This window comes from Streptomyces sp. NPDC012935 (assembly GCF_042900345.1).
Classification (GTDB): Bacteria; Actinomycetota; Actinomycetes; order Streptomycetales; family Streptomycetaceae; genus Streptomyces.
Genome location: NZ_JBIBBC010000003.1, coordinates 497,636 through 524,167, shown reverse-complemented (window position 1 = coordinate 524,167; position 26,532 = coordinate 497,636). Strand labels below are relative to the sequence as shown.

Below are 26,532 nucleotides of genomic sequence, written 5' to 3'. Positions count from 1 at the left end.
CGGCGGCAGCCGTTCCGGTGGACGTGGCGGCCGGGGCCGTCAGAGCATGTCCCGCATCCGAGTGACCTCGCTCGTCTGCTGAGCGACCACCTCGTCGGCCATCTCCTCGATCTGGATGTTGTTGCCCTGCCCCTTCACATCGGTGGCCATGGTGACCGCCCCGTCGTGATGGGTGATCATCAAGGTGAGGAACAGCTGGTCGAACGCCTTCCCCCGCGCGGCCCGCAGCTTCTCCAGCTGTGACTCGGTCGCCATGCCGGGCATCGATCCGTGCTCGTGGCCGTCGCTCTTCTCGGTCTTGCCGTGGTTCTTCAGCCAGCCCTTCATGGCGGTGATCTCCGGGCCCTGCGCGGCGCCGATGCGCTCGGCGAGTTTCCTTACCTGCGCCGATTCGGCCCGGTCCGGGGCGAGTTCGGTCATTTCCAGGGCCTGGGAGTGGTGCTCGATCATCATCCGCGCGTAGGAGACGTCCGCCGAGTTGGGGGAGTCGTCCTCGGCGCGCTGCCGTGCCGCCTCCTCGGCGGACAGCACCTGGTTCGACTCCCCGGGCTTGCCCGGCACGATCACCGAGGGCCCGCTCTGGGAGGCCGACTCGGCGTCGGAATCGGAGTCGCAGCCGCCGAGCACGAGCACGGTCAGGGCGGCCAGGGAGGCCGTAGCGAAGCGCGCCCGGCGGCAAGGCGCTTTCGTTACATGTCTATTGCCCGCTCTTGAAATGTGCATGATGAAGACGATACTCGGGCGTGCGTGAACCGTTCCAGTGTGAACGGCACGAGGGAGGAAAAACAGTGATCCTGTTCAGCAATCCCCGAACGCGACGCAGACGCCTGGCAGTTGCTGCTGCCGCTGCCGGGCTCATGGCCGCGCTGCTCACCGCGCAGCCGGCTGTCGCGACCCCCGACCCGGGGGACGGCCCCGTCGCGGAGAAGGAGGTCTCCGAGAGGACCCGGGCCGAGGTCCGCGAGGCCCTCGCGGACGGCGAGATACCCGGTCAGGACGAGATCGTCCACTCCGACAACATCCAGCACCTGGCCCACGTCCCCAAGGACGCACTGCAGGGCACCAACTCGGACATCGCCTTCCAGGGCAGGTACGCCTTCGCCGGCAACTACGACGGCTTCAACGTCTTCGACATCAGCGACCCGAAGGCGCCCAGGACCATCGCCCAGGTCCTGTGCCCTGGCTCGCAGAACGACATCTCCGTCTCCGGTGACCTGCTGTTCCTGTCCACCGACTCCTCGCGCAGCGACAGCAGTTGCAACAGCACCACCCAGCCCGCGACCGAGAAGTCCTCATGGGAGGGCATGAAGGTCTTCGACATCAGCGACAAGACGAACCCCAGGTACGTCGCCGCCGTCGAGACCGCCTGCGGCTCCCACACCCACACACTGGTGCCCGAGCGCAGGAACGTCTACGTCTACGTCTCCTCGTACTCGCCGGACGCCGGCTACCCCGACTGCCAGCCGCCGCACGACGGCATCTCCATCATCAAGGTTCCGCGCCATTCACCCGAGAAGGCCCGGGTCGTCGACTTCCCGGTGCTCTTCCCCGGTGAGGGCCCGGACGGCGGCGGCAACCCGGGTCCGCCCGGCGGTGTCCGCAAGACCACCGGCTGCCACGACATCACGGTGCTGCCCTCGAAGGACCTGGCCGCGGGCGCCTGCATGGGTGACGGCATCCTGCTGTCCATCAAGGACCCGGAGCGCCCGAAGGTCATCGACCAGGTCCGGGACGACGTGAACTTCGCGTTCTGGCACTCGGCGACCTTCAACCAGAAGGCGAACAAGGTCGTCTTCACCGACGAGTTGGGCGGCGGCGGCGCGGCCACCTGCAACGCGGAGATCGGCCCGGACCGCGGTGCCGACGGCATCTACGACATCGTCGGCAAGGGCGACAAGCGCAAGCTCGTCTTCCGCAGCTACTTCAAGATCCCCCGTCACCAGGCGGACACCGAGAACTGCGTCGCCCACAACGGCTCGCTGATCCCGGTCAAGGGGCGCGACATCATGGTCCAGGCCTGGTACCAGGGCGGCGTCTCCGTCTGGGAGTTCACCGACTCGGACAACCCGAAGGAGATCGCCTACTTCGACCGCGGCCCGCTGACCACGGACACGATCAAGTCGGGCGGCTCGTGGTCGGCGTACTACTACAACGGCTACATCTACTCCAACGAGTACGCCCGGGGCTTCGACGTCCTGAAGATCGACGACCGGCGCACGGCCCCGGCCCGCTGGGTCCACATGCGCGAACTCAACGTCCAGACACAGCCGGACTACTTCGACTGACCCTCAGGGCAGCCGGGTGCTGACCCGGTCGCGAAGAACCGCGACAGATCCGTGTCGCACGTCCCGCCGGGCACGGCCTCCGGGCCCGGCGGGACTCCCAGTCCCCGGTCCAGCCCGTAGCGCTTGAACAACTCGGCCCGCAGCACCGGCACGGGCATCGGCACCCCGGGCACCAGTGCCGCATAGACCGCACCCATGAGCAGCGCGCGGAGCATCGGGTAGTCGGCATCCGCGTCCGGTGAGCCGTACCGTACGCAGGTGTCGCGCAGCAGTTCGGCCAGGCGCCGCTGCTCCGGGCACTGCACGAAGCCCTCGGCCTGCAGGATTCCCGCCATGTGCTGGCGCATCAGCACGGGCCGGTCCCGGGCCAGGCCGAGGATCGCGTCGATGGCCCTGGCCATCCGCTCCCGTCCGTCCTCGGTACGCGGCTCGCGCTCCAGCGCCTCCTCCAGGGTGCCGTGCATCAGCCGGTGCACGGCGGACTGCACGAGCTGGCGTTTGCCGGGGAAGTAGTACGACACCAGGCCCCGCGCCGAGCCCGCCCTGTCCGCGATGTCACCCAGCGTGGTGGCGTCGTAACCACGCTCGCTGACCAGCTCCACCGCCGCCTGCAGAAGCCGCTCCCGGGAACGCCGCCGCAACTCTTCATTGACCGACGCGCTGCGCGGGGACATGCTGGACTCCTGCGTTGACTGGCTGCCAGCCAACTATACTCAACGCGTCCGGTCCGGCCCGTAGTGGGCCTGGCCGGGGTTGCTGTCTGCCCTGGGCGACACGGGGGATCGTCCAGGGCGGACCCGACCCCTGTTTCCGGATGGTGGCCGGAGGCTACTTGTTCGCCCCAGGGCTGGAACCGTTCGCCCGCGGGACCACGAGATCCAGCACCGGCCGCAGTGCGTCCGGCCGTTGGTCGGCCGGCAGATGGTCGACGAAGTGCACCGCACAGCCCAGCGCGGCCGCGCCGCCGTCGGCCCGACGGTTGTCGCCGACCATGACGACATCGCGAGGACCGGCGTCCAGCGCCGCGCAGGCCGCCTCGAAGAGGCGGCGGTCGGGCTTCTGGATGCCGTGCTCGTACGACAGCACGTACGTGTCGACATACGGATCGAGACCGTGCTCCCGGAACACCGGTCGCAGATCCCAGCCGATGTTGCTCACCACCCCGACGTCGATGCCGCGCTCACACAGCTCCCGCAGCACGTCGGCGGCATCGGGGTACGGGCCCCACGCGGCCGGTGTCATGTGGCGGTCGTAGAGCAGGTCGTGCAACCGGTCGTCGGGTAGCGGCACATGCCGGGAGAGCCCGGTGTAGGCCGCCCGGTGCAGTTCCTCGCTCTTGTCCCGCACTCCCCAGACACTCGCGACGTCCTCGGGCAGCCAGGACGGATCAACCCCGCCCGGCAGGGCGCCCATGGCCTCCAGCGCCTGCGCGGCCTCGACCAACTCGGCCTCGGCAAGCTCGACCTGGGCCTCGGCGAGCGCTCCGCGCAGCCAGGACTCGGTGGACTCGACACGGAAGAGGGTTCCGGAGAAATCGAACAGAACTGCGGTCATGCAGCGGATCCTACGAGGCCGCGTGCCACGGCGCGGGAAGATCGCCGCTCGAGACAAGACGGGCCGTGCGGACGGTTCAGCTCAGCCACCGGGCGTAGGCCCGCACCGCCAGCACCACGACCAGCCCGCCCAGCAGCCAGCCGCCGACGACGTCCGTGGCCCAGTGGACGCCCAGCCACACCCGGGTCAGTCCGACGCCGGTTACGGAGACCACGGCCACCGCGACGGCCGTACGCCACAGGGCGCGGTCGGCGCCGTAGCGGTGCAGGAGCCACAGCAGGAGGCCGCAGACCACGGTGGCCGTCATGGCGTGACCGGAGGGATAGGCGGCGTAATGGGCGGAGTCGACGGGGTCGGGCCAGACGGGGCGCGGGCGGTCGACCAGGGCCTTCAGGGACTGCTGGACCAGTGTGGCGAGCGCACATGTTGCTACCAGCCATACGGCCGTCCAGCGCGCGGCTCTGCGCCACACCAGCCAGATCGCGGCCGCGAACGTCAGCAGCCGCATCGTCCACGGATCCCAGACCCAGTCCGTCAGGATACGGAACGCTTGCGTGACACCGCTCTCGTCGACCGCCCAGCGATGCGTGGTCCGGGCGACGTCGCTGTCGAGGGTCATCAGCGGGCCCCACCGCAGCGCGACCAGGGCGAGCAGCAGCGTGGAGCCCACGGCCAGGGCACCGGCCCAGCTGACGGTCCTGCGCTCGGCCGGCGGGCGGGGCGGGGATTCGACGGACTGGGTGTGCATAGTGCGATCCTCGCCGACGGATGGGGCAAGAGGCCAATGCAGGGGATGCATTTGCGACGCCCGCCACAGGAGTACCGGGCCGTCCTGCTCGTGCCGGGCGGCCCCCGGGGGCGCACCCCCGGACCGGACCGGGTACCCCTCGGCTGCCCCGGCTATCCCAGCGCCCGCAACCCCGGCACGAACGCCACCAGGACCGGTACCACCGGCACCAGCGCGGCAGCCGCCGTCAGCCGGAGCCGCCGGCCGGCCGTGAGCCGGTCCGGGGGAGCCAGCAGCCGGTCCACTCGCTGCGGCACCTGCGCCCGGTCGGTCGGGGAGGGGCCGAACACGCCCCGGTCCTCGTTGAGTTCGACAAGGGTGAGGGCGGTCGTCAGCCGGCCGAAGCGGCGGGACGCCGTGTCGTCGGCGGCGAGTTCGACCAGCCGGTGCATCTCGTCGCGGAACGCGGCGAACACCGGCACCTGCGGGAACCCGCCCGCCAGCGCACCCGAACAGTGCAGCAGCCAGTCGTGCCGGGCCTGTGCGTGCCCCTGCTCATGGGCGAGGACGGCGTCCAGTTGCCGCCCCTTGAGGCGGCGCAGCGCGGCGGTGGTGATGACGAGCCGGGGCGCCGCACCGGGCAGCCACCAGGCGTCCGAGCGCTCGCCCTCCAGGATCATCAGCCGGTCGATCCCGGTCGTCTCGCCGGGCAACAGCGGGGCACGCACGAGGAGTTCGCCCCGTCGCCGCCGACGCCGGACACGCGCGCGTGCGACCTCGCGCACCAGCATCGCCACGGTCCACAGCCCACCGCACGCGAGCGTCACCGCGGTGGTCGCCGCCCAGGGGCCGCCCACCCCGAGCGCGTACGCCTCCACCACGGCACTCGGCGCCGGGGCGAACACATGGCCGCGCACCGCCTGCCACGCGGCCGCCGCACTGAGCGTCATCGACAGGGCACAGCACAGGAGTACGGCCGCCACCACGCTCCCCCAGAGGGGGTACCCCCAGCTACGCCCACAGCGCGACCACCGGTTCACGGTCCGGCCAGTTGGCCCGGGCGAGCATCCGAGGGGCGACCACGGCGGTCAGGGCGCCGAGCAGCAGCAGTGCTGCGGGGTCCATCATGGGCAGCACCCTATGAGGGGCGCACCGCTCAAGGGTGCGGACCGCGGCGGCAAGTGACACAGACCACGGCCGCGCCCCTGCGGGGAGCCGACGGCCCTTCAGGGCATCAGCGGCACGTCAGAGGGTTAGCAGCATGGCCACCATGGCGATCCCCATCGACAGCCGGCAGGCCCGCGCCAGCTCGGGCCGGTCGCCCCATCCGACGGCTCCACCCCCGCCCCCGCTCCCGCCACCCGTGGCGACGCTCACGGGCAACAACCGGACGCCGGACAACAGCACGTAGCCCGTGAAGTACAGGAGCAGAGCGGCCGTCAGGAGCGGGATGCCGAAATCGCCGTGCCCGCCGTGACGGCCGGGTGAGGCGGCCATCGCGACCGCCATGTAGACCATGGCCGAGGCTCCCACCATGTGGTGCAGATGGTGTGCGCTCGCCCGTGCCGACCACAGGGCCTGCAGGGCCGCGGCGCCGAACACGGCCGCGTAGAGGGGCCAGGCCCACGTCGGCGGCGTGAACACCGCGGCAGGCACCGCCATCGCTGCCATGCCGAAGCCCATCAGCGCCTCGCCGCCCGCGGCCCGGCGCTGCTCCTCGACATGGCTGCGCATCCGCAGCAGACAGTAGGCCCCGGTCGCCGCACACAGCGCGACCAGCAGCCAGCCGTACGAAGCCGGTCCGTGCACGCGCACCTCCCGCTCGACGGTGTCGGACAGTCCGTCGATGCCCCGGTCGTCCGGCGCGCATGCGAGCGCAAGGGTGTACGCGGGGAGCATTCGGCGGAGCACGGCAGGTCCTACCGCATCGGATGCCCCGCATCCCAGCCTATGCTTTACGAGTAAAACACTTGCTAAGGTGACGGTCATGAAACTGGTGATGGGTACGAGCGGTCGCCATCCGCTCGTCGGGGTGCTGCGTCTCGGCCGGCCGTCGGACATCTGGTTCAAGCCCGCCCTGAGCGTGGTCGGCGCCGTCGCCCCGCCCAACCTCGCCCTGCTGCTCCTGGGCCGGCTGGACCTGGCGATGTACACGATGGCCGGATCCCTGTGCGCGCTCTACGCGCACAACCGCCCCTACGCCGCCCGGGCCCGCACCTTGGCATGGGTCGCGCTCGGCATGCTCGGCGGCCTGGCCACGGCGCTGGTCGCGGCCTCGCTCACCAGCAGTGCCGTCGTTCTGGTCACCGTGGGCGCGGTACTGGCCGCCGTGCAGAAGACGCTGTGCGACGCGACCCGTATCGGTCCGCCGGGCAACGTGGTGCTCACCTTCATCAGCTCCGCCGCCCTGTTCGCCCCGCAGTCCTTCGTCCAGATCCCCGGGCACGTCGGCCTCGCGGCCACGGCAGCGGCCTGGGCCTGGCTGGTCGGCATGGCACCGGGCCTGCTGCGACCGCACGGCCCGGAGCGCCGGGCCACTGCGGCCGCCCTGCACGCGGCTGCTGCGTACGTCGAGACGGGCGGCACCGGGGGTACAGACGCGACGAGCACCCCGACCACGGGCGACCAACGCGCCCGTGCCCACGCCACCGCTGCCCTGCACGCCGCCCGGCAGGCGCTGCAGTCCGCGGGCCGCTCCGGCCGTGCCTCCGAGACGCGCCGCGCCCTCGGACGCCTCGTCGTGCGCGCCGACGTCGCCCTCGCCGCCCCCGCCGACGCCGACCCCGAGCGCTTGCGCACCTGGGCCCGGCAGGTGCGGGGCACCCGGCCCGTGCCGGACCTCGACGACCTCGCGGACATCGGCACCGAACGCACCTCGCCCTCCGACCCGCTGTGGCGCCGCCTCGTCCCCCTGGCCCCCCTCGCCCTGCGCACCACCCTCGGCTGCGCCCTCGCCGGATACGCCTCGCTCGCCCTCGGGATCGGCCGCCCTTACTGGGCCATGGTCACCGCGGCGTGCCTCTACCAGGCCGATCTCACCCTCACCTGGGGCCGCGGCGTCCAACGCGTCATCGGCAACCTCTTGGGCGTCCTCCTCTTCGCCGCGCTTGTCCCACTTGCCCACACCGGCGAGATCGCCCTCGTCGTGTGCTGCCTCGCCCTCAACTTCGGTGCCGAAGCGCTGATCAGCCGCAACTATTGGCTCGGCAGCGTCTGCGTGACCCCGATGGCGCTGCTCATCACCGAGTTCGCCGGGTTCCAGGAGCCCGGGCGGCTGATCACCGAGCGGGTCATGGACACCCTGGTCGGCGCGCTGGTCGGCCTCGTCGCCGCGGTGGCCGTACCGGACCGGCGGTGGCAGCGGGTCGTGCGCGCCGAGCGGAGCGGACCCCGTACGCTCGCGGCCACGGGGCGTAGCCAGGGACCGCGCCCGGACCAGCGGACAGGCGACACGACGGAGGGCGTACGGCCATGACGGCGACGAACGGCGGGCCGACCGGGACGAGACGGGACACGGTGGCCGCCGTGGTCCGGCAGTGGCAGACCGTCCACCCCGACCTCGACACCGCCCCGATGGAGATCATCGGCCGCATCAACCGCTGTGCCGCCCTTCTCCAGCAGGCCGAGGACGCCCCCCTGCGCCGGGCGGGCCTCAGCCGCCCGGAGTTCGACCTGCTCGGTGCGCTGCGCCGCACCGGCCACGAGCTGACCCCCAGCGAACTCGCCCGGGAGACCTTCTCCTCGGGCGCCGCCGTCACCAAACGCCTCAAGCAGCTGACCGAGCGCGGCCTGGTGGAGCGCCGCGGCGACACCCGCGACCGCCGCGTCGCCCATGTCCGCCTCACCGACACGGGCCGCGACCTGGTCGACGGCATCCTGCCCGAACAGCTCGCCTACGAGACGGCCGTACTGTCCGGCGTCGACCCGCAGGGACAGGACGAACTGGCGTCCATGCTCAGCGAGTTGCTCGGCCGCCTGGAGGGCCAGTTGGGCGCGCTGCGCGGCTGACCCGGTCGTCGGCGGTCTCCACGCCCGCCGGCCGTACGGTCGGGCGGTGTCACTTCTCGTCGGCCGCGCGGTACACGCCGAACACCGCTCCCTGCGGGTCCCGCAGTACGGCGATCCGCGGTCCGTCGGGGAGGGAGGTGGGCTCCATGAGAACGGTGCCGCCCGCCTCGGTCGCGTCCGCCGCCATGCTGTCCACGTCCACCACGGCGAAGTACGGCAGCCAGTGCGCAGGCACCTCGTGCGGGAACTTGTCGTCCATCGTCAGCATGCCGCCGAAGTCGTCGCCGTCGATGCCCCACTGCGTGTAGTGCTCCGAGGCGTTGACGCTCCAGCCGAACACCGTCGTGTAGAACTCCACGGCCCGCTCGGGCGCCCGGGTCAGCAGTTCCACCCAGCCCAGTGCGCCGGGTGCGCTGAGCACTCCCGCTCCGGGGAACGACCGGGCCTGCCAGAGCTGGAAGACCGCACCCGTGGGGTCCACGGCCACCGCGAAGCGGCCCACGTCGAACACGTCCATCGGGCCGACCAGCACAGTGCCGCCGGCCTCCGCCACCCGCGCGGCGGCGGCGTCCGCGTCCAGCACCGCGAACGACACGTTCCACGCCACCGGCTGCCCCTCCTGGTACAGCGGCGTCAGCGCGGCCACCGCCGCTTCACCGAGGTGCGCGACCGTGTAGCCGCCCGCCTCCTGACGCGGATCGGTCTCGGCGCGCCAGCCGAACAACCCCTCGTAGAACTGCTGGGCCGCGGCCACGTCGCTGGTCCCGAGCTCGGTCCAGCAGGGTCCGCCGGTCACCGGCTTGTCGAGCTTCATGGCGCTCCTCCCGCAGGAAACCCCCTCCAGCACGCTAAGCCTCTGCCAGGGCCCCGGCCATCCGGCGGAATTCCACTGGAGCCCGGCGCCGCCACCGTCGTACCCTCGACCCCGTACCGCACCGCGTGGCGGCCTCCCGACACCGTTCTCCGACCGGAGGTCCCGCATGCCCGCGCTCGAGGTGCGCCCCTTTCGCCGTGTCGACCGCGACCAGCTCACCGAACTGATCAACACGCACGTCGCCGCGGTCGTCCCCGGCGTCTCCGTCTCCGTGAACACGGTGCTCGCTGCTCTGGAGCGACAGCCGTACGAGTTCGTCACCGACCCCTGGGTCGGCGAGCGCGTGACCCTGGTCGCCGAGCAGCGCCAGCACGTCGTGGCCGCCGCCCATCTGCTGCGCTACCGGGCGGACGACGAGGTGGGCCCGGCCTACCGCGACATCGGCGAGATCGACTGGTTCGTGTGCCGTCCGCCCGCCTCGTTCCGGCCGGACGCCGACGAGGCCGCCGACCTGCTGATGAACGCCTGCCTGGCCCAGCTGGCCCGCTGGAAGGTACGCGCCCGGTACGCGAGCGGCGAGCTCCCCGCCCCGGCCGTCTACGGCCTGCCCCGCACCTGGCCGCACGTCCGTGCCCGCTACGAGCGCGCGGGCTTCCGGCACACCGGCGACACCGAGGTGATCCTGATCGCGCGCGTGGCCGACCTGCCGACCCACGAACCGCGGCCGGGCGAGACCGTCGACCGCACGCTGGGGGAGTGCGGCACGCGCTTCACGGCGTACGCCGAGGGGCGCGCCCTCGGCTTCATCGAGGTCGACACGTCCCTGTCCCGGCCCGAACGCCACGCGCGCGGCACGGGCCTCGCCGACATCGGCAACCTGCACATCGACCCGACGGTGTACGGCGAGGGCGGCCTGGCGCACCGACTGCTCGGTCAGGCCGCCGACTGGCTGCGGCTGTGCGGAGTGGACCGGCTCCTCGCCTATGAACGGGCAACCGACGCCACGATGATCGACCGCCTGACCTCGGCAGGCTTCCGGGAACTGACCCGCACCGACCGAGGCTGGGAACACCGGCCCTAGATTCCGGGCCGGTAGCGCAGCGGGTGATCCGCGGGCACCTCCACCAGCACGATCTGTGTCCCGTCCGGATCGGCGATCCACATCTCGACGAGACCCCAAGGCTCCTTCACCGGCGGCCGGACGATCTCGACGCCCTTGCCCCGCAGCTCGTCGTGTGCCGCCGCCAGGTCCTCGACCTGCAGCCACAGCCGGACGGCCGGGGACGGCGGGGTTTCGGAACGGCCGGAGACCTCCAGGAAGCCACCGCCGAGGAAGTAGACGGTGCCGCGCTCCGGCCCCGTTCCGAACTCGCGGTGGACGGCCAGGCCCAGCTGCTCGCCGTAGAAGACACGGGAGCGCTCGGGGTCGGTGGGGTGAAGCAGGGTCCGTCCGCTCAGTACGTGCACCATGCAGCGGGATCCTAGCGGCGCGTTACGCTCAGCGGTGCCCGTGTCGTGCCCGAGAAGTGGAGACGCAACCCCATGGACACCACCGCGACCGCCGCCGACGGACTCACCTTCCGTGACGCCACCGACGCCGACGTGGACACGCTGGTCGCGTTGATCGAGTCCGCCTACCGCGGGGATTCCAGCCGGGCCGGGTGGACGACCGAGGCGGACATCCTCGAAGGGCAGCGGACCGACCCGGAGGGGGTGCTGGCGGTCATCAAGTCGCCCGACAGTCGGCTGCTCACCGTCGAGCAGAACGGGCGGCTGGTGGCCTGCTGCCAGCTCGAACACCGTGGCGCGCACGCCTACTTCGGGATGTTCGCGGTCAGCCCCGCACTCCAGGGCGCCGGACTCGGCAAGGTGATCATCGCGGAGGCGGAGCGGCAGGCTTGCGCGACCTGGGGCGCCACGGAGATGCACATGACCGTGATCTCCGTACGGAACGACCTGATCGCCTGGTACGAGCGGCGTGGCTACCGCCGTACGGGACGGATGACCCCGTTCCCGTACGGCGACGAGCGCTTCGGCATCCCGCAGCGTGCCGACCTGCAGTTCGAGCTGTTGGTCAAGGAGCTGGCGTGACGTTCATGCGGTGGCCGGTCAGGCTGTGAAACGGCCGGTGCGCTTGATCTCGGGGTAGTCGGTGGTCGCGCCGTCCAGTTCCAGGGCTCGTACCAGGCGCAGGTGGTCCTGGGTGTTGACCACCCAGCCGATGATCCTGAGGTCCGCCTTGCGGGCGTGCTCCACGACCTCCAGGGTCAGCCGGCGGATGTTGAGGCAGACCGTCGCCGCGCCGGCCTCGACGGCGCGGTCCACGATGTCGGTGCCGTAGCGGCTGGCGATCAGCGCGGTCCGTACGCCGGGTACCAGCCGGGCGATCTCGGCGACGGCGTCGTCGTGGAACGAGGACACCTCGACCCGGGAGACCAGGTCCCGCTTGGTCATCACCTCGGCGAGCGCCCGAGCCGCCGCCACGTCCTTGATCTCGGCCTGCAGCGGAGACCTCACGGCGTCGAGGACCTCTTCGAAAACCGGGACGCGCTCGCCGCGGCCCGCGTCCAGGGCACGCAGCTCGGCGAGGGTCTTGTCGGCGATCGCGCCGGTGCCGTCGGTCGTGCGGTCCACATCGGTGTCGTGCATGACGACGAGGGCGCCGTCCTTGCTCAGGTGGAGATCGAGTTCGATGACGTCGAGGCCGGCCTGCTGGGCGGCGACGAAGGAACGGAGGGTGTTCTCGGGTTCGACACCCATGACTCCGCGGTGACCGATGGTAAGGAAGTTCAAGGTTCAACTCGCTTCCGTCGACGGCGGCTCGGCGTGCGCGCAAACCGGAGGGGGCTGTTCGCGCGGCAGATCCGCAGCCTAGTGGCCCCGGCGCGTGATGAACCCCACGTGTACGCAGGGTTTGCGGCAGTGGTCATGCCGTGCCTGGATCGCACCCCTGCGGATGGTCACTCTGCCGTGGGCGAGTCCCGCAGGGATTGACCTGCCGCTGTGGGCCACCTGGCTTGTCCGGGCGCATGCCCACGCATGGACGGGGTATGCGCCATCAGAGTGACCGACAGCAAAAGTTACGGTGACCATGGGGGTGTGCAGGATAATTTCCGGGGCCTCCTCTTGCTGGGAGGAACCTCGTGTGTATACGGTCTCCATACGCGAGGTTCTCCCGTGGAGGATGGGACATGACGGAAATTCTTGTGCAGACGGCTACGGAGGAGCAGGTTCCTCCTGCGGCCAGGGTGGTGGAGCACCCGGCATGGCCGGTGCTCAAGGATGCCGTGGAGCAGATCCGGCCATGGCAGTCCAAGGACGGGTCTATCGACTTCGAGGTCGAGGGCGCGCCTGAGCGGGCGGACGCCGAGGCCGCCGTACGGCGTGTCGTGGACGCGGTCGTGGAGCTCTCCCCGCTGCTGCCGCACGACGCCGCCTACCACGAGGCTCTCGTGAAGGACCTGCGCCGCTGGGCCGAGGCAGGCTTCCAGGTGCCCGACTTCCTCGACTCGCTGCTGGCCTTCCAGCCCGCCGCGAACCGCGCGGACGGCCTCCAGCACCTCGTCGTCTTCGCGATGTACACGCAGAACGGCAACCCCGACCGCAACCTCGAAGCGGTCGTCCTGCGCATGGTCTGGCCGGACTGGCTGGCCGAGCTGGAGCGCACCCGTTACGACAACCCGCTGTTCTGCGGCATCAAGTTCGAGGACTTCACGGCCGGCTACGACACCAACTCCGCCGTCCTCTTCCCCGAGACGATCGCCGTGCGCGAGGCCCCGGAGCGCTTCACCTGGGGCGGCATCTTCTGCGACCGCGAGGCCGCCCGCTTCCGCCGCGTCACTGACGCGGCCGTCGACATCCTCGGCCTGGAGCTGCCCGAGGACATCGCCGCGATGGTCCACGACCAGAAGCGCTGCGAGGAGGCCTTCGTCCTGTGGGACATGGTTCACGACCGCACCCACAGCCACGGCGACCTGCCGTTCGACCCGTTCATGATCAAGCAGCGCCAGCCGTTCTGGATGTACGGCCTCGAAGAGCTGCGCTGCGACCTCACCGCCTTCAGGGAGGCCGTGAAGCTCCAGGCCGACGGCGTCCCGCAGGCCCGTGACGTGCAGTACGCGGTGCTCTTCGACCGCATGTTCCGCTTCCCGGTCACCGGCGAGCGCGTGCGCAACTACGACGGCCTCGGCGGCCAGCTCCTCTTCGCCTACCTGCACAAGCACGACGTCGTCCGCTGGACCGACAACAAGCTGTTCATCGACTGGCAGCGCGCCCCGCAGGTCACCAACCAGCTGTGCGCCGAGATCGAGACGCTGTACCGCGACGGCATCGACCGCCCGAAGCTCGTCCACTGGTTCGCGGGCTACGAGCTCGTCTCCGCCTACCTTTCCCCGCACCCGGGCTCCAAGTGGGCCAAGGGTCCCGACGCCCTCGACCTGAGCCTGCCGCCGCGCAAGCTCGTCGATGACGTGCTTCCGGACGAGTTTCCGCTGAGCATGTTCTATGAGGCCCTGTCCAAGAAACTCAAGAACGTGATCGCCTCCACCAAGGGCATCACGGCGGACGGCACCGAGCGGATCGCCGCGTGAGCGACCGCGGCACCGAGAACACAGCTCAGCAGGAGGCGAAGAAGATGGCGGGGAACGGAGCTCTCAGCGGTGCGGTGATCGCGGTGGCCGGCGCGGGCGGACCCGCCGGGCAGGCGGCGCTGCTGCGACTGGCCGAGGCGGGCGCGACCGTCATCGGCTCGGACAACGACCCGGAGCGGCTCGCCGAGGCCGTGGACGCGGCGAGCTACGCGCACGGCGGGGCCACCGTCGTCGGGGACACGGTCGACCTGCTCGACCGTGAGGCCACCCGCGAGTGGGCGGACCGTATCGAGAAGGACTTCGGCCGCGTCGACGGCCTGGTCCATCTCGTCGGCGGCTGGCGCGGCAGCGAGACCTTCATCAAGACGAGTCTCGACGACTGGGACTTCCTGGAACTGCTGCTGATCCGCACCGTGCAGCACACCTCGCTGGCCTTCTTCGAGGGCCTCCAGCGCAGCGCGATGGGACGGTATGTGCTGATCAGCGCCGCCGGCGCGTCGAAGCCGACCGCGGGCAACGCCTCGTACGCCGCCGCCAAGGCCGCCGCCGAGGCCTGGACGCTCGCGCTGGCCGACGCCTTCCGCAAGGCCGGGGGCCCCGAGGGGCCGACCTCCGCGGCTGCCATCCTGGTGGTCAAGGCGCTGGTGCACGACGCGATGCGCGCCGACCGCCCCAACGCGAAGTTCGCGGGCTTCACGGACGTCAAGGACCTGGCCGATGCCGTCGTCGGCGTCTGGGACAAGCCCGCCGCCGAAGTGAACGGAAACCGCCTGTGGCTGACCGAGAAGCCGTGAACCCTCCGAAGACCGACGCCCGCCGTCACCACGACCCGGACGTCCGCGGCTTCGCCAGTGACAACTACGCCGGTGCCCACCCCGAGGTGCTCGCCGCCCTCGCCCTGGCCAACGGCGGGCACCAGGTCGCGTACGGCGAGGACGACTACACCGAGAACCTCCAGCGGATCGTGCGCAGCCACTTCGGTGCCGGCGCCGAGGCGTTCCCCGTGTTCAACGGCACCGGTGCGAACGTCGTCGCACTCCAGGCGGTCACCGACCGCTGGGGCGCGGTGATCTGCGCCGAGAGCGCGCACATCCACGTCGACGAGGGTGGCGCACCGGAGCGGATGGGCGGCCTCAAGCTGCTCACCGTGCCCACGCCCGACGGCAAGCTCACCCCCGAGCTGATCGACAAGCAGGCGTACGGCTGGGAGGACGAGCACCGGGCGATGCCGCAGGTCGTGTCGATCACCCAGAGCACCGAACTCGGCACCCTCTACACGCCGGACGAGATCCGCGCGATCTGCGACCACGCCCACGCGCACGGCATGAAGGTGCACCTGGACGGCTCCCGGATAGCCAACGCGGCCGCTTCCCTGAACGTCCCCATGCGGACGTTCACCAACGCGGTCGGCGTCGACATCCTCTCCCTCGGCGGCACCAAGAACGGCGCCCTGTTCGGCGAGGCGGTCGTCGTCCTCAACCAGGACGCCGTCAGCCACATGAAGCACCTGCGCAAGCTGTCCATGCAGCTCGCCTCCAAGATGCGCTTCGTGTCGGTGCAGTTGGAGGCCCTGCTCGCCAAGGACCTGTGGCTGCGCAACGCCCGGCACGCCAACGAGATGGCCCAGCGCCTCGCCGAGGGCGTGCGCGCCGTGCACGGCGTCGAGATCCTCTACCCCGTGCAGGCCAACGGCGTGTTCGCCAAGCTCCCGCACGACGTGAGCGAGCGACTCCAGAAGAGGTTCCGCTTCTACTTCTGGGACGAGGCGGCGGGCGTCGTGCGCTGGATGTGCGCGTTCGACACGACCGAGGACGACGTGGACGCGTTCGTGGCGGCGCTGAAGGAGGAGATGGCCCGCTAGCCGACGGGCCGGGTGGTGCATAGCTATGCAGCACATGGAAAGTTGATTGACGGGCTCGAACGCCCCCGCCTACGCTCTGCGCTCATGCAGATGATGCAGCAAACCGCCGACCTCTCCGCCTACTTGGGTGCTGACGAGGTGATCGACCATCACCATCCAGTCGTTCGTGAGGTAGCCGCGAGGCTTGCTTGTGGCGTGGCGGACTCGTATGAGTATGCGCGGGTGGCGTTCGAGTACGTGCGTGACACCGTCCCGCACTCACAGGACTCGGGCGATCCCCGCGTCACCTGGCGCGCCTCCGACGTCCTGACGCTGGGCACCGGTATCTGCTACGCCAAGTCGCACGCGCTGGCCGCGTTGCTGCGGGCCGAGGACATTCCGGCGGCGCTGTGCTACCAGAAGTTCGACGTGGTGCACGGCTTGGTCGCCGTGCGGTTCAACGGTGCCTGGCATCGGCAGGATCCGCGGGGCAACAAGCCTGGCGTGGACGCCCAGTTCTCGCTCGACGGCGAGCGGTTGGCCTTCACGCCCGATCCGGCGTCCAATGAGATGGACTATCCAGTCCTGTATGCTGCACCGCACCCGGTCGTGCTCGATGCCCTCAAGGCCGCCCCCGACCGGCCGTATCTGTGGCAGACCCTGCCCGCCGCACTGTGAACCCCGAGACAAGGCGGACCATGACCCTCACCCTGACCGTCTCCGACGAGGTGCGCGCACTGGCGCCCGGCTTCACCCACGTGGCGGTCGAGGCGCACGGTCTGGTCAACGGGCCGAGCAGTGAGGCGAGTTCCGGGTTGCTCGACGACGCGGCCCGCCGGCTCGCCGTACGCCTCGACGGGGGTGCTCCGCAGGAGGACCCGCACATGGCGGCCTGGCGCGAGCTCTACACGGCGTTCGGGTCGAAGCCGTCCCGGACCCGCAACTCCGCGGAGGCGCTGGCCAAAAGGGCACTGTCGGAGGCGGGACTGCCCCGGATCAACCTGTTGGTGGACGTCTACAACGCCATCAGCGTCGCCCACCTCATCCCCGTCGGTGGCGAGGACATCGACCACATCGAGGGCGGCATGCGCCTGGTGCGCGCCACCGGCGACGAGGACTTCGTGACCGTCGCCGGCGGCGAGGAGGTCGTCGAACACCCGGACGCGGGCGAGGTCGTGTGGCGCGACGACGCGGGCGTGACCTGCCGCCGCTGGAACTGGCGCCAGGGGCCGCGCACCCGGCTCACCGAGGAGTCAGTCTCCGGGATCTTCCTCCTGGAGACCCTGCCACCCGTGCCGGTCTCCGCAGCCGAGCAGGCAGCGGCCGAACTCGCCCAACTCCTCGAGAAGTTCAGCCCGGGAGCGCGCATCACGGTGCGTCCCCCGACCTGCTGAACCGGTCGGGCCTCAGTGCGCGTCGGCCTCGCGCACCTGCTCCGGCGTGGGCGCCGTGCCGCCGAGGTGGGCCGGCATCCACCAGGTGTCGTCCGCGTCCTTCGGGCGCACGGGGTAGGCGCGCTGGGCGGCCTCCAGCAGCTCCTGGACTCGCCCGCGCAGCTGGCGGGTGATCGCGCCCGCGTACTTGTCCTTGGAGGCCTCGATCGCCTCGCCGACGCGGATGGTGATCGGGGTGTGGCTGCGCTTGAAGTTGCGCGGGTGGCCCTTGGTCCACAGGCGCTGCGTGCCCCACACGGCCATCGGGATCAGCGGCACGCCGGCCTCCTGGGCCATCCGGGCGGCACCCGACTTGAAGCTCTTCAGCGTGAACGACTGCGAGATGGTGGCCTCCGGGAACACCCCGATGATCTCACCGGACCGCAGCGAGTCCAGCGCGTGGGCGTACGCAGTCTCACCCTGCTTGCGGTCCACCGGGATGTGCTTCATCCCGCGCATCAGCGGACCGGAGATCTTGTGCCGGAACACCGATTCCTTCGCCATGAAGCGCACCAGGCGCTTCTGCGGGAGTGCCGCCAGGCCGTTGAAGACGAAGTCCAGATAGCTGATGTGGTTGCTCACCAGCACGGCGCCGCCCGAGCGTGGAATGTTCTCCGATCCCTGGCAGTCGATCTTGAGGTCCCACACCTTGAACAACGCCTGGGCGAAACCGACGACGGGACGGTAGACAAGCTCTGCCATGGACGGGGTGGACCCTTCCTTCTCTGCCTGGGAAGGACGCTCCCAGTGGAAAAGTTACGCAGCCGTAGGTTTACGGCTTGTCGCAGATCGTGCCCCAAGAACGGCCGAGGGCCAAGCCCAAGTGCCTGGGAACGGCGAGATCCTCGTCACGTCGACCCGTGATCCACCTCGGGCTTTTGTGCCGTCTTTACTCGGCGCGCACCGTCACTCGCCGCAGCAACAGGTACGCCTCACAGCCCAGGCAGTACCCGAAGACGGCGTTCAGGAAAGCGGCCGCGAGTGCGGCTCCGGTCGCGGCGAGTCCCAACCACTGCGGACCGAGCGTGTACCCGACCAGCCCGAGGCCCGCGAAGAGCAACCCGACCGCCTGGGCGAACCGCGGCGGCTCCGGCGCCTCGAACTCGGTCGGCGGGCCGATCCGGGGTCGTACAGCTGTCCGGAACAGCCGGCCGTACGGCGAGCGGCCCACCCCGCCCGCCGCGCCCAGCGCGAACGCCAGGGTCTGCCAGGCCAGCAGCCAGGCGCTTCCGGTGACCAGGACGACCGCCAGCACCACGGTCGTCACGGCCGCCCCGAAGCGCGGCCCCCTCACATCAATGTCCATGAATCAAGCATTCCGCAATGGAAAGGCTTCCGGGGAGTCGGGAATCTTTGCAGTCTCGTGAACGCTAGAGCAGGGTGATGACCGGACTGGTGGTGTGCGTGGCGGTGCTCGCGGCGGCGAGTGCCTACGGAGTGCTGCAGCGGCGGCGGAGCGGGAGAGTGCGGGTGCGCGGGCGCGATGACGGAAAGCGGCTCGAAGCCGCCGAGTTGGGCGCGGCGCTGGGCGAGCGCGCCACCCTCGTGCAGTTCTCCAGCGCGTTCTGCGCCCCCTGCCGGGCCACCCGGCGCGTCCTCGGCGAGGTCGCCGGCATGGTCCCGGGCGTGACCCACGTCGAGATCGACGCCGAGGACCACCTGGACCTCGTACGCCGCCTCGACATCCTCAAGACGCCGACCGTGCTGGTCCTCGACGCCACCGGAAACGTCGTGCGGCGGGCCACCGGTCAGCCCCGCAAGGCGGACGTGATCGCGGCACTGGGCGAAGCGGTCTGAGGGGCCGTGAGGCCGAGGGTGAGTCATCTCCCACATCCCGGAACCCACTTGACTGCGCGTACCACCTATCGTCAGCCTGACCTTATGCCTGAGGAACTCCTTCTCTTCGGACGGGCTCACGTCGATCTGGCCCGCACCGCGAGCGCGCGCTGTCCGGGCTGTTGAGTGCCCACGGATCGCCACGCCTCCCCTTGCAGAAGGACAACTCCATGACGGCCACGTCCGGCCTCGGTACCCCTCAGCTCGCCTCTCCCGACCTGCTCCGCTCCGTCTTCCGGCGGCATGCCGCGGGAGTGGCGGTGATCACCGCCCGCGGCGGGACGGGCCCGGTCGGCTTCACCGCCACCTCTGTCACGTCCGTCTCGGCGGATCCCCCGATGCTCTCGTTCGGCATCGGCACCGGTGCGTCCAGCTGGCCGGCGATAGCCGCGACGGAGTACGTCGGCGTCCACATACTCGGCGAGCACCAGCAGGAGCTCGCCGCCACCTTCGCCCGCAGCGGCGCGGACCGCTTCGGCCCGCCCACGGCCTGGGGTGAGGGGCCGGAAGGCGTCCCCGTCCTCGACGGCGTCCTTGCCTGGACGGTGTGCCGGGTCGTGGCGCGGGTGCCGGCCGGCGATCACCGCATCGTGCTGGCCGAGGTCGTACTGGGCGACTCCACCGGTCCTGGGCGTCCGCTTCTGTACCACCAGGGGCGGTTCAACGGCCTGCGTGACTGACCTCACCGCAGCGATGTGACGGAACCGGCTGCCCACGGTTCTGCGAAGCGGTCGGTTTCCGATTACGCTGCGTTGCAAAGGTCACAGTTCAAAGCGCTTGCTTAGCGGGAATGAACTGGGTGTACTGACGAGTAATATTTCGTTCGGAGCGCGGGTCGCCCCGAACGGGATCGGCCGCTTGGGGCGCCTATGCTGCCTGCAAGTAGGCAGCAGAGAAATGTCGACGCAGTAGGAGAGCCGGCGTGAGCTTGAGGATCGTTGTCACCGTGAAGTACGTGCCCGACGCCACTGGCGACCGGCACTTCGCCGATGACCTGACCGTCGACCGGGACGACGTGGACGGTCTGCTCTCCGAGCTCGACGAGTACGCGGTCGAGCAGGCGCTGCAGATCTCCGAGAACTCCGACGACGACGTGGAGATCACCGTTCTGACGGTGGGCCCGGAGGACGCCAAGGACGCGCTGCGCAAGGCGCTGTCCATGGGCGCCGACAAGGCGATCCACGTCGAGGACGACGACCTGCACGGCACCGACGCCCTGGGCACCTCGCTGGTGCTGGCCAAGGCGATCGAGAAGGCCGGCTACGACCTGGTGATCTCCGGCATGGCCTCCACCGACGGCACCATGGGTGTCGTACCGGCCCTGCTGGCCGAGCGCCTGGGCGTACCGCAGGTCACCCTGCTGTCCGAGGTCTCCGTCGAGGACGGCACGGTCAAGGGCCGCCGGGACGGCGACGCCGCCTCCGAGCAGCTCGAGGCCGCCCTGCCGGCCGTCGTGTCGGTCACCGACCAGTCGGGCGAGGCCCGCTACCCCTCCTTCAAGGGGATCATGGCGGCCAAGAAGAAGCCGGTGGAGTCCTGGGACCTGTCCGACCTCGACATCGAGGCCGAGGAGGTCGGCCTGGAGGGTGCGTACACCGTCGTGGACGGCGCGGCCGAGCGTCCGGCCCGCACCGCCGGCACGATCGTCAAGGACGAGGGCGAGGGCGGCAAGCAGCTCGCCGAGTTCCTCGCGAGCCAGAAGTTCATCTAAGGGTCCGTCGGCCCGCTGAGGCTCAACACCCCTTCCGCCCCTTAAGCCTTCGCAATCCGCAGGAGAGCAATCCCATGGCTGAAGTTCTCGTCTACGTCGACCACGTGGACGGTGCCGTCCGCAAGCCCACCCTGGAGCTGCTGACCCTGGCCCGCCGCGTCGGCGAGCCGGTCGCCGTCGCGCTGGGCAACGGCGCCGCCGACACCGCCGCCACGCTCGCCGAGCACGGCGCGGTCAAGGTCCTCACCCACGAGGCCGCCGAGTACGCCGACTACCTGGTCGTCCCGAAGGTCGACGCCCTCCAGGCCGCCGTCGAGGCCGTCTCCCCGGCCGCCGTCCTGGTGCCGTCCTCCGCGGAGGGCAAGGAGATCGCCGCCCGTCTGGCGCTGCGCATCGGGTCCGGCATCATCACCGACGCCGTCGACATCGAGGCCGGCGACGAGGGCCCGGTGGCCACCCAGTCGGTGTTCGCCGCGTCCTTCACCACCAAGTCCCGTGTCTCCAAGGGCACCCCGGTCATCACGGTCAAGCCGAACTCGGCCGCCGTGGAGGCCGCTCCGGCCGCCGGTGCGGTCGAGGCCCTGTCGGTGTCCTTCTCCGCCCAGGCGACCGGCACCAAGGTCACCGGCCGCACCCCGCGTGAGTCGACCGGCCGTCCGGAGCTGACCGAGGCCGCGATCGTGGTCTCCGGTGGCCGTGGCGTCAACGGCGCCGAGAACTTCGGGATCATCGAGGCCCTCGCCGACTCGCTCGGCGCTGCAGTCGGCGCCTCGCGTGCCGCCGTGGACGCCGGCTGGTACCCGCACACCAACCAGGTCGGCCAGACCGGCAAGTCGGTCTCGCCGCAGCTGTACATCGCCTCCGGCATCTCCGGTGCGATCCAGCACCGCGCCGGTATGCAGACCTCGAAGACGATCGTGGCGATCAACAAGGACGCCGAGGCCCCGATCTTCGACCTGGTCGACTACGGCGTCGTCGGCGACCTCTTCGACGTCGTCCCGACCCTGACCGAGGAGATCAAGACCCGCAAGGGCTGATCCCGCACGGGCACACCGAGGCCCCCGTGACCGTCCGGCGGTCACGGGGGCCTCGGCCCGTTTCAGCCCAGGCTCCCCGTTTCAGCCCAGGGTCAGGGACGCCTGCACGGGCAGATGGTCGCTAGGGAACTGGCCGTCGTCGGAGAAGGTGTTGATCGTCGCCCGGTGCGCGGTGACGCCGGGCGTGGTCAGGACCCAGTCGATGCGGTCGCCGTCCGGTGTCAGCGGCTTGTAGCCGTGGAAGGTCGCGTAGAGCGCGCTGCGTTCGCTCGCGGTGTCCCAGGTGTCGACGAGACCGGCGCCGAGCAGCGTGTCGTACACCGTGTTCTCGTGGGCGGCGACATTGAAGTCCCCCGTCACCACGACCGGCAGGGAGCGGTCGAGGCCGGCGATCCGCTCGGCGATGAGTGCCGCGCTGCGCTCGCGCGCGTACTGGCCCACATGGTCGAAGTGGGTGTTGAGGACGTAGAACTCCCGTCCGCCGTCGGCCAGATCGCGGAACCGGACCCAGGTGACCATGCGGGCGAAGGCCGCGCCCCAGGTGTTGGAGCCGATCACGTCGGGGGTGTCGGAAAGCCAGAAGTGGTCGTACTCGGTCGGGCGCAGGCGGTGGGAGTCGTAGAAGATCGCCATGGACTCGTCGCGGCTGCCGTGCAGCCGGCCGGTGCCGACCCAGTCGTAGCGGGGGCCGAGGTCGGAGTCGATGTCGAGCAGCTGGGAGAAGATGCCCTCCTGGGTGCCGAGGACGTGCGGGGCCTCGCGCCGCAGCAGCTCGCGCATCACCGGTCTGCGCACGGTCCAGCTGTTGGGCTCGGTGGTGCTCGCGAAGCGCAGGTTGAAGGACATGACCTGGAGGTGCCGGCGGGCGGCCGGGCGTTCGCCCGCCGAAGCGGACGTCGTGGGCAGTGCTGTACTGGAGAGGGGTGCGGTGACCGCCGCGGCCAATGCGGCCTTCAGGCCCAGACGGCGCGTGACTCGGCTGTGGTTCGGCACTGAGGCTCCTTCGATGGGAACTGCCGGACGAGTCGTGCGGGGCGTGCGTATGGAAGTGTGATACCGCGGTCTGAGATGGGCGTGAACATGGCGGGTTGGGTGGGTGACTCCCCGTGGACATGGTGTTGACCAGTCGGAAGGTCGCCGGATAACTTCATTCTACGGATTGTTGATTCCGTATCGCGGAAGTCAGGAGGATGTGGGATGGGTCAGGGCCAGCAGGAGAAGGTGGCGACCAGCCTCGCGGGTACCGTCAGCGAGGAGATCAGCGCCTCCCTCGCGCCGGTCGACGCCGAGCTGGAGCGCCACTACCCCGGAGACCCCGGCACCCGTCAGCCCGTCCACACCGTCTACGTCCCCGGTGACGTCTTCGCCGCCGACACCATCCGCTCCTGGGGCGACCAGGCCCTCGCGCTCCTCGACGAACACGCTCCAAACGCCGCGTCGTTCGCCGCCGTGCTCGGCCTGTCCGAGGAACTCGCCGAGCCGGTCCACGCGCGCGTGCGCGCCAAGCTGGAGCGCGAGCCCATCGAGGACCTGCGCGTCGACTTCGAGGACGGCTACCACGGCCGCGACGAGGACGAGGACGCCGCCCGCGCGGCGCGGCTGATCGCCGAGGCGTACGAGAACGGCACGGCGGCCCCGTACATGGGCATCCGCATGAAGTGCATGGAGGCGCCCGTACGCGACCGGGGCATCCGCACCCTCGACATCTTCCTCACCGGCCTGATGGAGGCCGGCGGTCTGCCCGACGGGCTGGTGCTCACCCTGCCCAAGGTCACGTACCCCGAGCAGGTCACCGCCATGGTGCGGCTCCTGGAGGAGTTCGAGAAGGCGCGCGGGCTCGAGCGGGGCCGGATCGGCTTCGAGATCCAGATCGAGACCAGCCAGTCCATCCTCGCCACCGACGGCACCGCCACCGTCGCCCGCATGATCCAGGCCGCCGAGGGCCGCGCCACGGGCCTGCACTACGGCACCTTCGACTACAGCGCCTGCCTGGGCGTCTCCGCCGCATACCAGGCCAGCGACCACCCGGCCGCCGACCATGCCAAGGCGATCATGCAGGTCGCGGCGGCGGGCACCGGCGTACGCGTCTCCGACGGCTCGACGAACGTGCTGCCCGTCGGCCCGACCGCGAAGGTCCACGACGCCTGGCGACTGCACTACGGCCTCACCCGCCGCGCCCTGGCCCGCGCCTACTACCAGGGCTGGGACATGCACCCGGGGCACATCCCGACCCGCTACGCGGCCGTCTTCGCCTTCTACCGCGAGGGCTTCGAGCAGGCGGCGGCCCGCCTCGCCCGGTACGCCAACCGGACCGGCGGCGACGTCATGGACGAGCCCGCCACCGCCAAGGCGCTCAGCGGCTATCTGCTGCGCGGCCTGGACTGCGGTGCCCTCGACATCGGCGAGGTCGCCCGGCTGACCGGTCTGACCCGTGCGGATCTGGAGGGATTCGCGTCGCCCCGGCGGGGCGACCTGACGGCCTCCGCGAAGTAGCGGCCCTGTCACATTCGCAACCACCGGCCGGCGTTGTCACTCCTGCCCCGTAGTCTGTACGCCACGCAAGGCATGTCAGTGGTGTCACAGGAACGGGGCAGCGGTGTCATCGGGGGAGAACGGACAGGCGGACGAGACCGGTCGGCTGCTGGCCGGGCGCTATCGCGTGCTGGCGCAACTCGGGCGCGGCGGCATGGGCGTGGTCTGGCGTGCCCTCGACGAGGTGCTGGGCCGTGAGGTCGCCGTCAAGGAACTGCGCACCTACTCGGACGCCGACGGTCCCGAACTGGCCGATTTGCGGCTGCGGATGCAGCGCGAGGCCCGCGCGGCGGCCCGGGTCAAGCACTCGGGCGTCGTGGCCGTGCACGACGTCGCCGAGGTCGACGGACGCCCGCTGATCGTCATGGAGCTGGTCGACGGCCCCTCCCTGGAGGCGGTGCTGCGCGAGCGCGGCACCCTCGACCCGCGTGAGGCGGCCGGGATCGGCGCCAAGGTCATGGACGCGCTGGCCGCCGCCCACCGCGCCGGCGTCCTGCACCGTGACGTCAAGCCCGGCAACATCCTGCTCGACCGCTCCGGCCGGGTCGTCCTGACCGACTTCGGCATCGCCGCCATGGACGACCCGGGCGACGGCGCGGCCACCCAGCTCACCCGCACCGGCCATCTCGTGGGCTCCCTGGACTACTTGGCTCCCGAGCGCGCCCAGGGCGCCGACCCGGGCCCGTCCTCGGACGTCTGGGCCCTGGGCGCCACGCTGTACGCCGCGGTGGAGGGCTCCGCGCCCTTCCGCCGTACGTCGACGTTCTCCACCCTCACCGCGATCGTCTCCGAACCCCTGCCGGAGCCCGTCAACGCCGGGCCACTCGGCCCCGTCCTGGCGCGGCTGATGGACAAGCGGTCCGAGTCCCGCCCGGAGGCCGACGAGGCACGCGAACTCCTCCTGGCGGTGGCCGGGTCGGGCGCCATGGACGCGCCGACAACGGCCCTGCGGGGCCCGGCGGACTCCGGGACCGCACGCGACGAGACGGAGCGCAACGTCCCCTCGGTGCCGCCAGGATTCGGGCCCACGGCCGCCGTCGCCCCTGACGGGCGAGGATCCGGGGCATCCGCGCCGAACGGGCCCGCCCAGCAGGCATACGGCGGCCAGGGCCAGAGTGCGCCAGCACCCCGGAGTGCCGACACGCCACAGCAGGGCGTGCCCGCGTCGGACTTGCCCGGGGCGCCACGCTTCGGGGCTGCAGGGCAGGGCGCGAGCGGCCCCGCGACTCCCGGCCGAGGCACGTCACCGGCACAGGGCTTCGGCGCCGCCGGCCATCCCGGCCCGCCCGCACCGGGACATGGACCGAATGCCCTGGGGCAGCCGGCCGCCTCGCCGTACGGCAGTGTGCCGGGGCACTCCGGCGGGCCCCCGCACGGCTTCGGCAGCCCCGGCCCCTCGTCGCACGACTCCGCCGCCACCGGCCCCATGGTCACGTCCTCCGGTAGCCCTTCCCGGCGCAAGAGCCGCGCCCTGCTCGCCGCCGTGGCTGTCACCGTCGTCCTCGCGGCCAGTGGGGTCACGGTCGCCCTGCTGAACAACTCGGGGAAGGCCGAGGCCAAGGAGCCGGGCACGTCGGCGGTCGCCGCCACGGACAAGTCCGCCGAGGCCGACGGCAGTCCGGACGCCGACCGCCCGGGCGACGGAGGCCTGACTGAGAAGGACGACGACAAGAAGTCCCCCGACGCGACCGAGTCCCCCAGCGGCACGGCGAAGAGCGAGCCCACGGATCGCCCCACCACCTCGTCCCCGACCAAGACCTCGGGGGCAGGCGGTACCGACGGCGGGACCACGGGCGGTGGTTCCGGCGACGGCGGCACCACGGGCGGTGGCGGAACCACAGGCGGTGGCGGGACCACAGGGGGCGGCGGTACCACGCCGGACCCGGCCTGCTTCGCCATCGGCGGCGGCAAGTACAACTGCCAGGTCTGGACGACCGCCAAGTCCTACACCGCCTCCGGCACCGAGGTCGGCGTCCTGAACGCGGGCACCAACTATTTCTACTGCCAGCAGAACCTGGGCCGCCGGGAGACGTCCGGCCAGTGGACCAACGTCTGGTGGGCCAAGACGGACGACGACCGCGGCAACACGAACGTCTTCGTCAGCGACGTCTACCTCGAGGGCGGCAACAACGACGAGCCGGTGCCGGGACTCCCGGTCTGCTGAGC

General features: G+C 70.8%; 27 protein-coding genes and 1 pseudogene. 16 read left to right on the top strand and 12 right to left on the bottom strand.

All coding sequences use genetic code 11. The features are described 5' to 3' along the window. Positions 1-39: 39 nt before the first annotated feature. On the bottom strand, positions 40-723 hold the full coding sequence (locus ACFY5C_RS11195) for a DUF305 domain-containing protein (RefSeq protein ID WP_389443129.1): 684 nt from the start codon (positions 721-723) through the stop codon (positions 40-42). Positions 724-788: 65 nt separating this feature from the next. Between ACFY5C_RS11195 and ACFY5C_RS11190 the strand changes: the two genes are divergently transcribed. Beyond that, on the top strand, positions 789-2,285 hold the full coding sequence (locus tag ACFY5C_RS11190) for an LVIVD repeat-containing protein (protein ID WP_389443127.1): 1,497 nt from the start codon (positions 789-791) through the stop codon (positions 2,283-2,285). On the opposite strand, the gene ACFY5C_RS11185 is transcribed toward ACFY5C_RS11190, so the two are convergent. The 5 genes and pseudogenes from ACFY5C_RS11185 to ACFY5C_RS11165 all read right to left on the bottom strand — a co-directional run bounded on the left by ACFY5C_RS11185 (position 2,273) and on the right by ACFY5C_RS11165 (position 6,375). Then, positions 2,273-2,959, bottom strand: a complete 687-nt coding sequence (locus ACFY5C_RS11185; protein ID WP_389443125.1) for a TetR/AcrR family transcriptional regulator — start codon at positions 2,957-2,959, stop codon at positions 2,273-2,275. The two genes, ACFY5C_RS11190 and ACFY5C_RS11185, sit on opposite strands and share 13 nt — an antisense overlap. Positions 2,960-3,113: 154 nt before the next feature. Then, entirely contained in the window at positions 3,114-3,839 is a 726-nt protein-coding gene (locus ACFY5C_RS11180; protein WP_389443123.1) for an HAD family hydrolase, read from the bottom strand. Between the two features lie 76 nt (positions 3,840-3,915). Continuing rightward, positions 3,916-4,587, bottom strand: a complete 672-nt coding sequence (locus tag ACFY5C_RS11175) for a phosphatase PAP2 family protein (RefSeq protein WP_389443122.1) — start codon at positions 4,585-4,587, stop codon at positions 3,916-3,918. A gap of 152 nt (positions 4,588-4,739) precedes the next feature. Beyond that, positions 4,740-5,694 (bottom strand): annotated as a pseudogene (locus tag ACFY5C_RS11170) (M56 family metallopeptidase). A gap of 117 nt (positions 5,695-5,811) precedes the next feature. After that, positions 5,812-6,375, bottom strand: coding sequence for a DUF5134 domain-containing protein (locus ACFY5C_RS11165; RefSeq protein WP_389443385.1), 564 nt, complete (start codon positions 6,373-6,375; stop codon positions 5,812-5,814). Between the two features lie 178 nt (positions 6,376-6,553). On the opposite strand from ACFY5C_RS11165, the gene ACFY5C_RS11160 reads away from it, so the two are divergent. Next, positions 6,554-8,041 (top strand): FUSC family protein, encoded by a 1,488-nt coding sequence (locus tag ACFY5C_RS11160; protein ID WP_389443120.1) that lies wholly within the window; start codon positions 6,554-6,556, stop codon positions 8,039-8,041. After that, positions 8,038-8,574, top strand: coding sequence for a MarR family winged helix-turn-helix transcriptional regulator (locus ACFY5C_RS11155; protein ID WP_389443118.1), 537 nt, complete (start codon positions 8,038-8,040; stop codon positions 8,572-8,574). Before ACFY5C_RS11160 ends, ACFY5C_RS11155 begins: the two co-directional genes overlap by 4 nt. Positions 8,575-8,623: 49 nt before the next feature. Here ACFY5C_RS11155 and ACFY5C_RS11150 read toward each other — a convergent pair whose 3' ends face one another. Continuing rightward, entirely contained in the window at positions 8,624-9,388 is a 765-nt protein-coding gene (locus tag ACFY5C_RS11150) for a VOC family protein (protein WP_389443116.1), read from the bottom strand. A 166-nt stretch (positions 9,389-9,554) separates the two neighbouring features. Here ACFY5C_RS11150 and ACFY5C_RS11145 point away from each other — a divergent pair, with 166 nt between their 5' ends. Continuing rightward, a complete protein-coding gene (locus tag ACFY5C_RS11145; RefSeq protein WP_389443114.1) occupies positions 9,555-10,469 on the top strand; it encodes an N-acetyltransferase in 915 nt (304 codons plus the stop codon). On the opposite strand, the gene ACFY5C_RS11140 is transcribed toward ACFY5C_RS11145, so the two are convergent. Then, entirely contained in the window at positions 10,466-10,858 is a 393-nt protein-coding gene (locus tag ACFY5C_RS11140) for a VOC family protein (protein WP_389443113.1), read from the bottom strand. The genes ACFY5C_RS11145 and ACFY5C_RS11140 overlap by 4 nt on opposite strands. A gap of 72 nt (positions 10,859-10,930) precedes the next feature. Here ACFY5C_RS11140 and ACFY5C_RS11135 point away from each other — a divergent pair, with 72 nt between their 5' ends. Continuing rightward, complete coding sequence (locus tag ACFY5C_RS11135; RefSeq protein ID WP_389443111.1) at positions 10,931-11,479, top strand: GNAT family N-acetyltransferase; 549 nt, start codon at positions 10,931-10,933, stop codon at positions 11,477-11,479. Between the two features lie 18 nt (positions 11,480-11,497). On the opposite strand, the gene ACFY5C_RS11130 is transcribed toward ACFY5C_RS11135, so the two are convergent. Beyond that, complete coding sequence (locus ACFY5C_RS11130; RefSeq protein ID WP_389443109.1) at positions 11,498-12,181, bottom strand: glycerophosphodiester phosphodiesterase; 684 nt, start codon at positions 12,179-12,181, stop codon at positions 11,498-11,500. Between the two features lie 398 nt (positions 12,182-12,579). On the opposite strand from ACFY5C_RS11130, the gene ACFY5C_RS11125 reads away from it, so the two are divergent. From ACFY5C_RS11125 to ACFY5C_RS11105, 5 genes are all read left to right on the top strand, one after another. Beyond that, entirely contained in the window at positions 12,580-13,977 is a 1,398-nt protein-coding gene (locus ACFY5C_RS11125; protein WP_389443107.1) for a DUF6421 family protein, read from the top strand. 44 nt (positions 13,978-14,021) lie between these two features. Next, positions 14,022-14,771: an SDR family NAD(P)-dependent oxidoreductase gene (locus ACFY5C_RS11120; protein WP_389443383.1), complete on the top strand. Its 750-nt coding sequence runs from the start codon at positions 14,022-14,024 to the stop codon at positions 14,769-14,771. Beyond that, entirely contained in the window at positions 14,768-15,838 is a 1,071-nt protein-coding gene (locus tag ACFY5C_RS11115; protein ID WP_389443105.1) for a threonine aldolase family protein, read from the top strand. The genes ACFY5C_RS11120 and ACFY5C_RS11115 overlap by 4 nt, the downstream gene beginning before the upstream one ends. 84 nt (positions 15,839-15,922) lie before the next feature. After that, positions 15,923-16,495, top strand: coding sequence for a transglutaminase family protein (locus tag ACFY5C_RS11110; protein ID WP_389443103.1), 573 nt, complete (start codon positions 15,923-15,925; stop codon positions 16,493-16,495). Between the two features lie 20 nt (positions 16,496-16,515). Beyond that, entirely contained in the window at positions 16,516-17,211 is a 696-nt protein-coding gene (locus ACFY5C_RS11105; RefSeq protein ID WP_389443101.1) for a B3/4 domain-containing protein, read from the top strand. Between the two features lie 12 nt (positions 17,212-17,223). Here the strand turns inward: ACFY5C_RS11105 and ACFY5C_RS11100 are convergent, their stop codons facing one another. Together ACFY5C_RS11100 and ACFY5C_RS11095 are read right to left on the bottom strand one after the other, a co-directional pair. Then, entirely contained in the window at positions 17,224-17,952 is a 729-nt protein-coding gene (locus ACFY5C_RS11100) for a lysophospholipid acyltransferase family protein (RefSeq protein ID WP_389443099.1), read from the bottom strand. A gap of 187 nt (positions 17,953-18,139) precedes the next feature. After that, on the bottom strand, positions 18,140-18,556 hold the full coding sequence (locus ACFY5C_RS11095) for a DUF4395 domain-containing protein (protein ID WP_389443097.1): 417 nt from the start codon (positions 18,554-18,556) through the stop codon (positions 18,140-18,142). A 77-nt stretch (positions 18,557-18,633) separates the two neighbouring features. On the opposite strand from ACFY5C_RS11095, the gene ACFY5C_RS11090 reads away from it, so the two are divergent. The 4 genes from ACFY5C_RS11090 to ACFY5C_RS11075 all read left to right on the top strand — a co-directional run bounded on the left by ACFY5C_RS11090 (position 18,634) and on the right by ACFY5C_RS11075 (position 21,834). Further along, a complete protein-coding gene (locus ACFY5C_RS11090) occupies positions 18,634-19,047 on the top strand; it encodes a TlpA family protein disulfide reductase (RefSeq protein WP_389443095.1) in 414 nt (137 codons plus the stop codon). Positions 19,048-19,256: 209 nt separating this feature from the next. Continuing rightward, positions 19,257-19,766: a flavin reductase family protein gene (locus tag ACFY5C_RS11085; protein ID WP_389443093.1), complete on the top strand. Its 510-nt coding sequence runs from the start codon at positions 19,257-19,259 to the stop codon at positions 19,764-19,766. A 242-nt stretch (positions 19,767-20,008) separates the two neighbouring features. Then, positions 20,009-20,797, top strand: coding sequence for an electron transfer flavoprotein subunit beta/FixA family protein (locus ACFY5C_RS11080; RefSeq protein ID WP_389443091.1), 789 nt, complete (start codon positions 20,009-20,011; stop codon positions 20,795-20,797). A gap of 74 nt (positions 20,798-20,871) precedes the next feature. Beyond that, on the top strand, positions 20,872-21,834 hold the full coding sequence (locus tag ACFY5C_RS11075) for an electron transfer flavoprotein subunit alpha/FixB family protein (protein WP_389443089.1): 963 nt from the start codon (positions 20,872-20,874) through the stop codon (positions 21,832-21,834). A gap of 81 nt (positions 21,835-21,915) precedes the next feature. Here ACFY5C_RS11075 and ACFY5C_RS11070 read toward each other — a convergent pair whose 3' ends face one another. Next, positions 21,916-22,827: an endonuclease/exonuclease/phosphatase family protein gene (locus ACFY5C_RS11070; protein ID WP_389443087.1), complete on the bottom strand. Its 912-nt coding sequence runs from the start codon at positions 22,825-22,827 to the stop codon at positions 21,916-21,918. Between the two features lie 204 nt (positions 22,828-23,031). On the opposite strand from ACFY5C_RS11070, the gene ACFY5C_RS11065 reads away from it, so the two are divergent. Together ACFY5C_RS11065 and ACFY5C_RS11060 are read left to right on the top strand one after the other, a co-directional pair. Next, entirely contained in the window at positions 23,032-24,327 is a 1,296-nt protein-coding gene (locus ACFY5C_RS11065; RefSeq protein WP_389443085.1) for a DUF6986 family protein, read from the top strand. A 103-nt stretch (positions 24,328-24,430) separates the two neighbouring features. Beyond that, a complete protein-coding gene (locus ACFY5C_RS11060; RefSeq protein ID WP_389443083.1) occupies positions 24,431-26,530 on the top strand; it encodes a protein kinase in 2,100 nt (699 codons plus the stop codon). Positions 26,531-26,532: the final 2 nt, after the last annotated feature.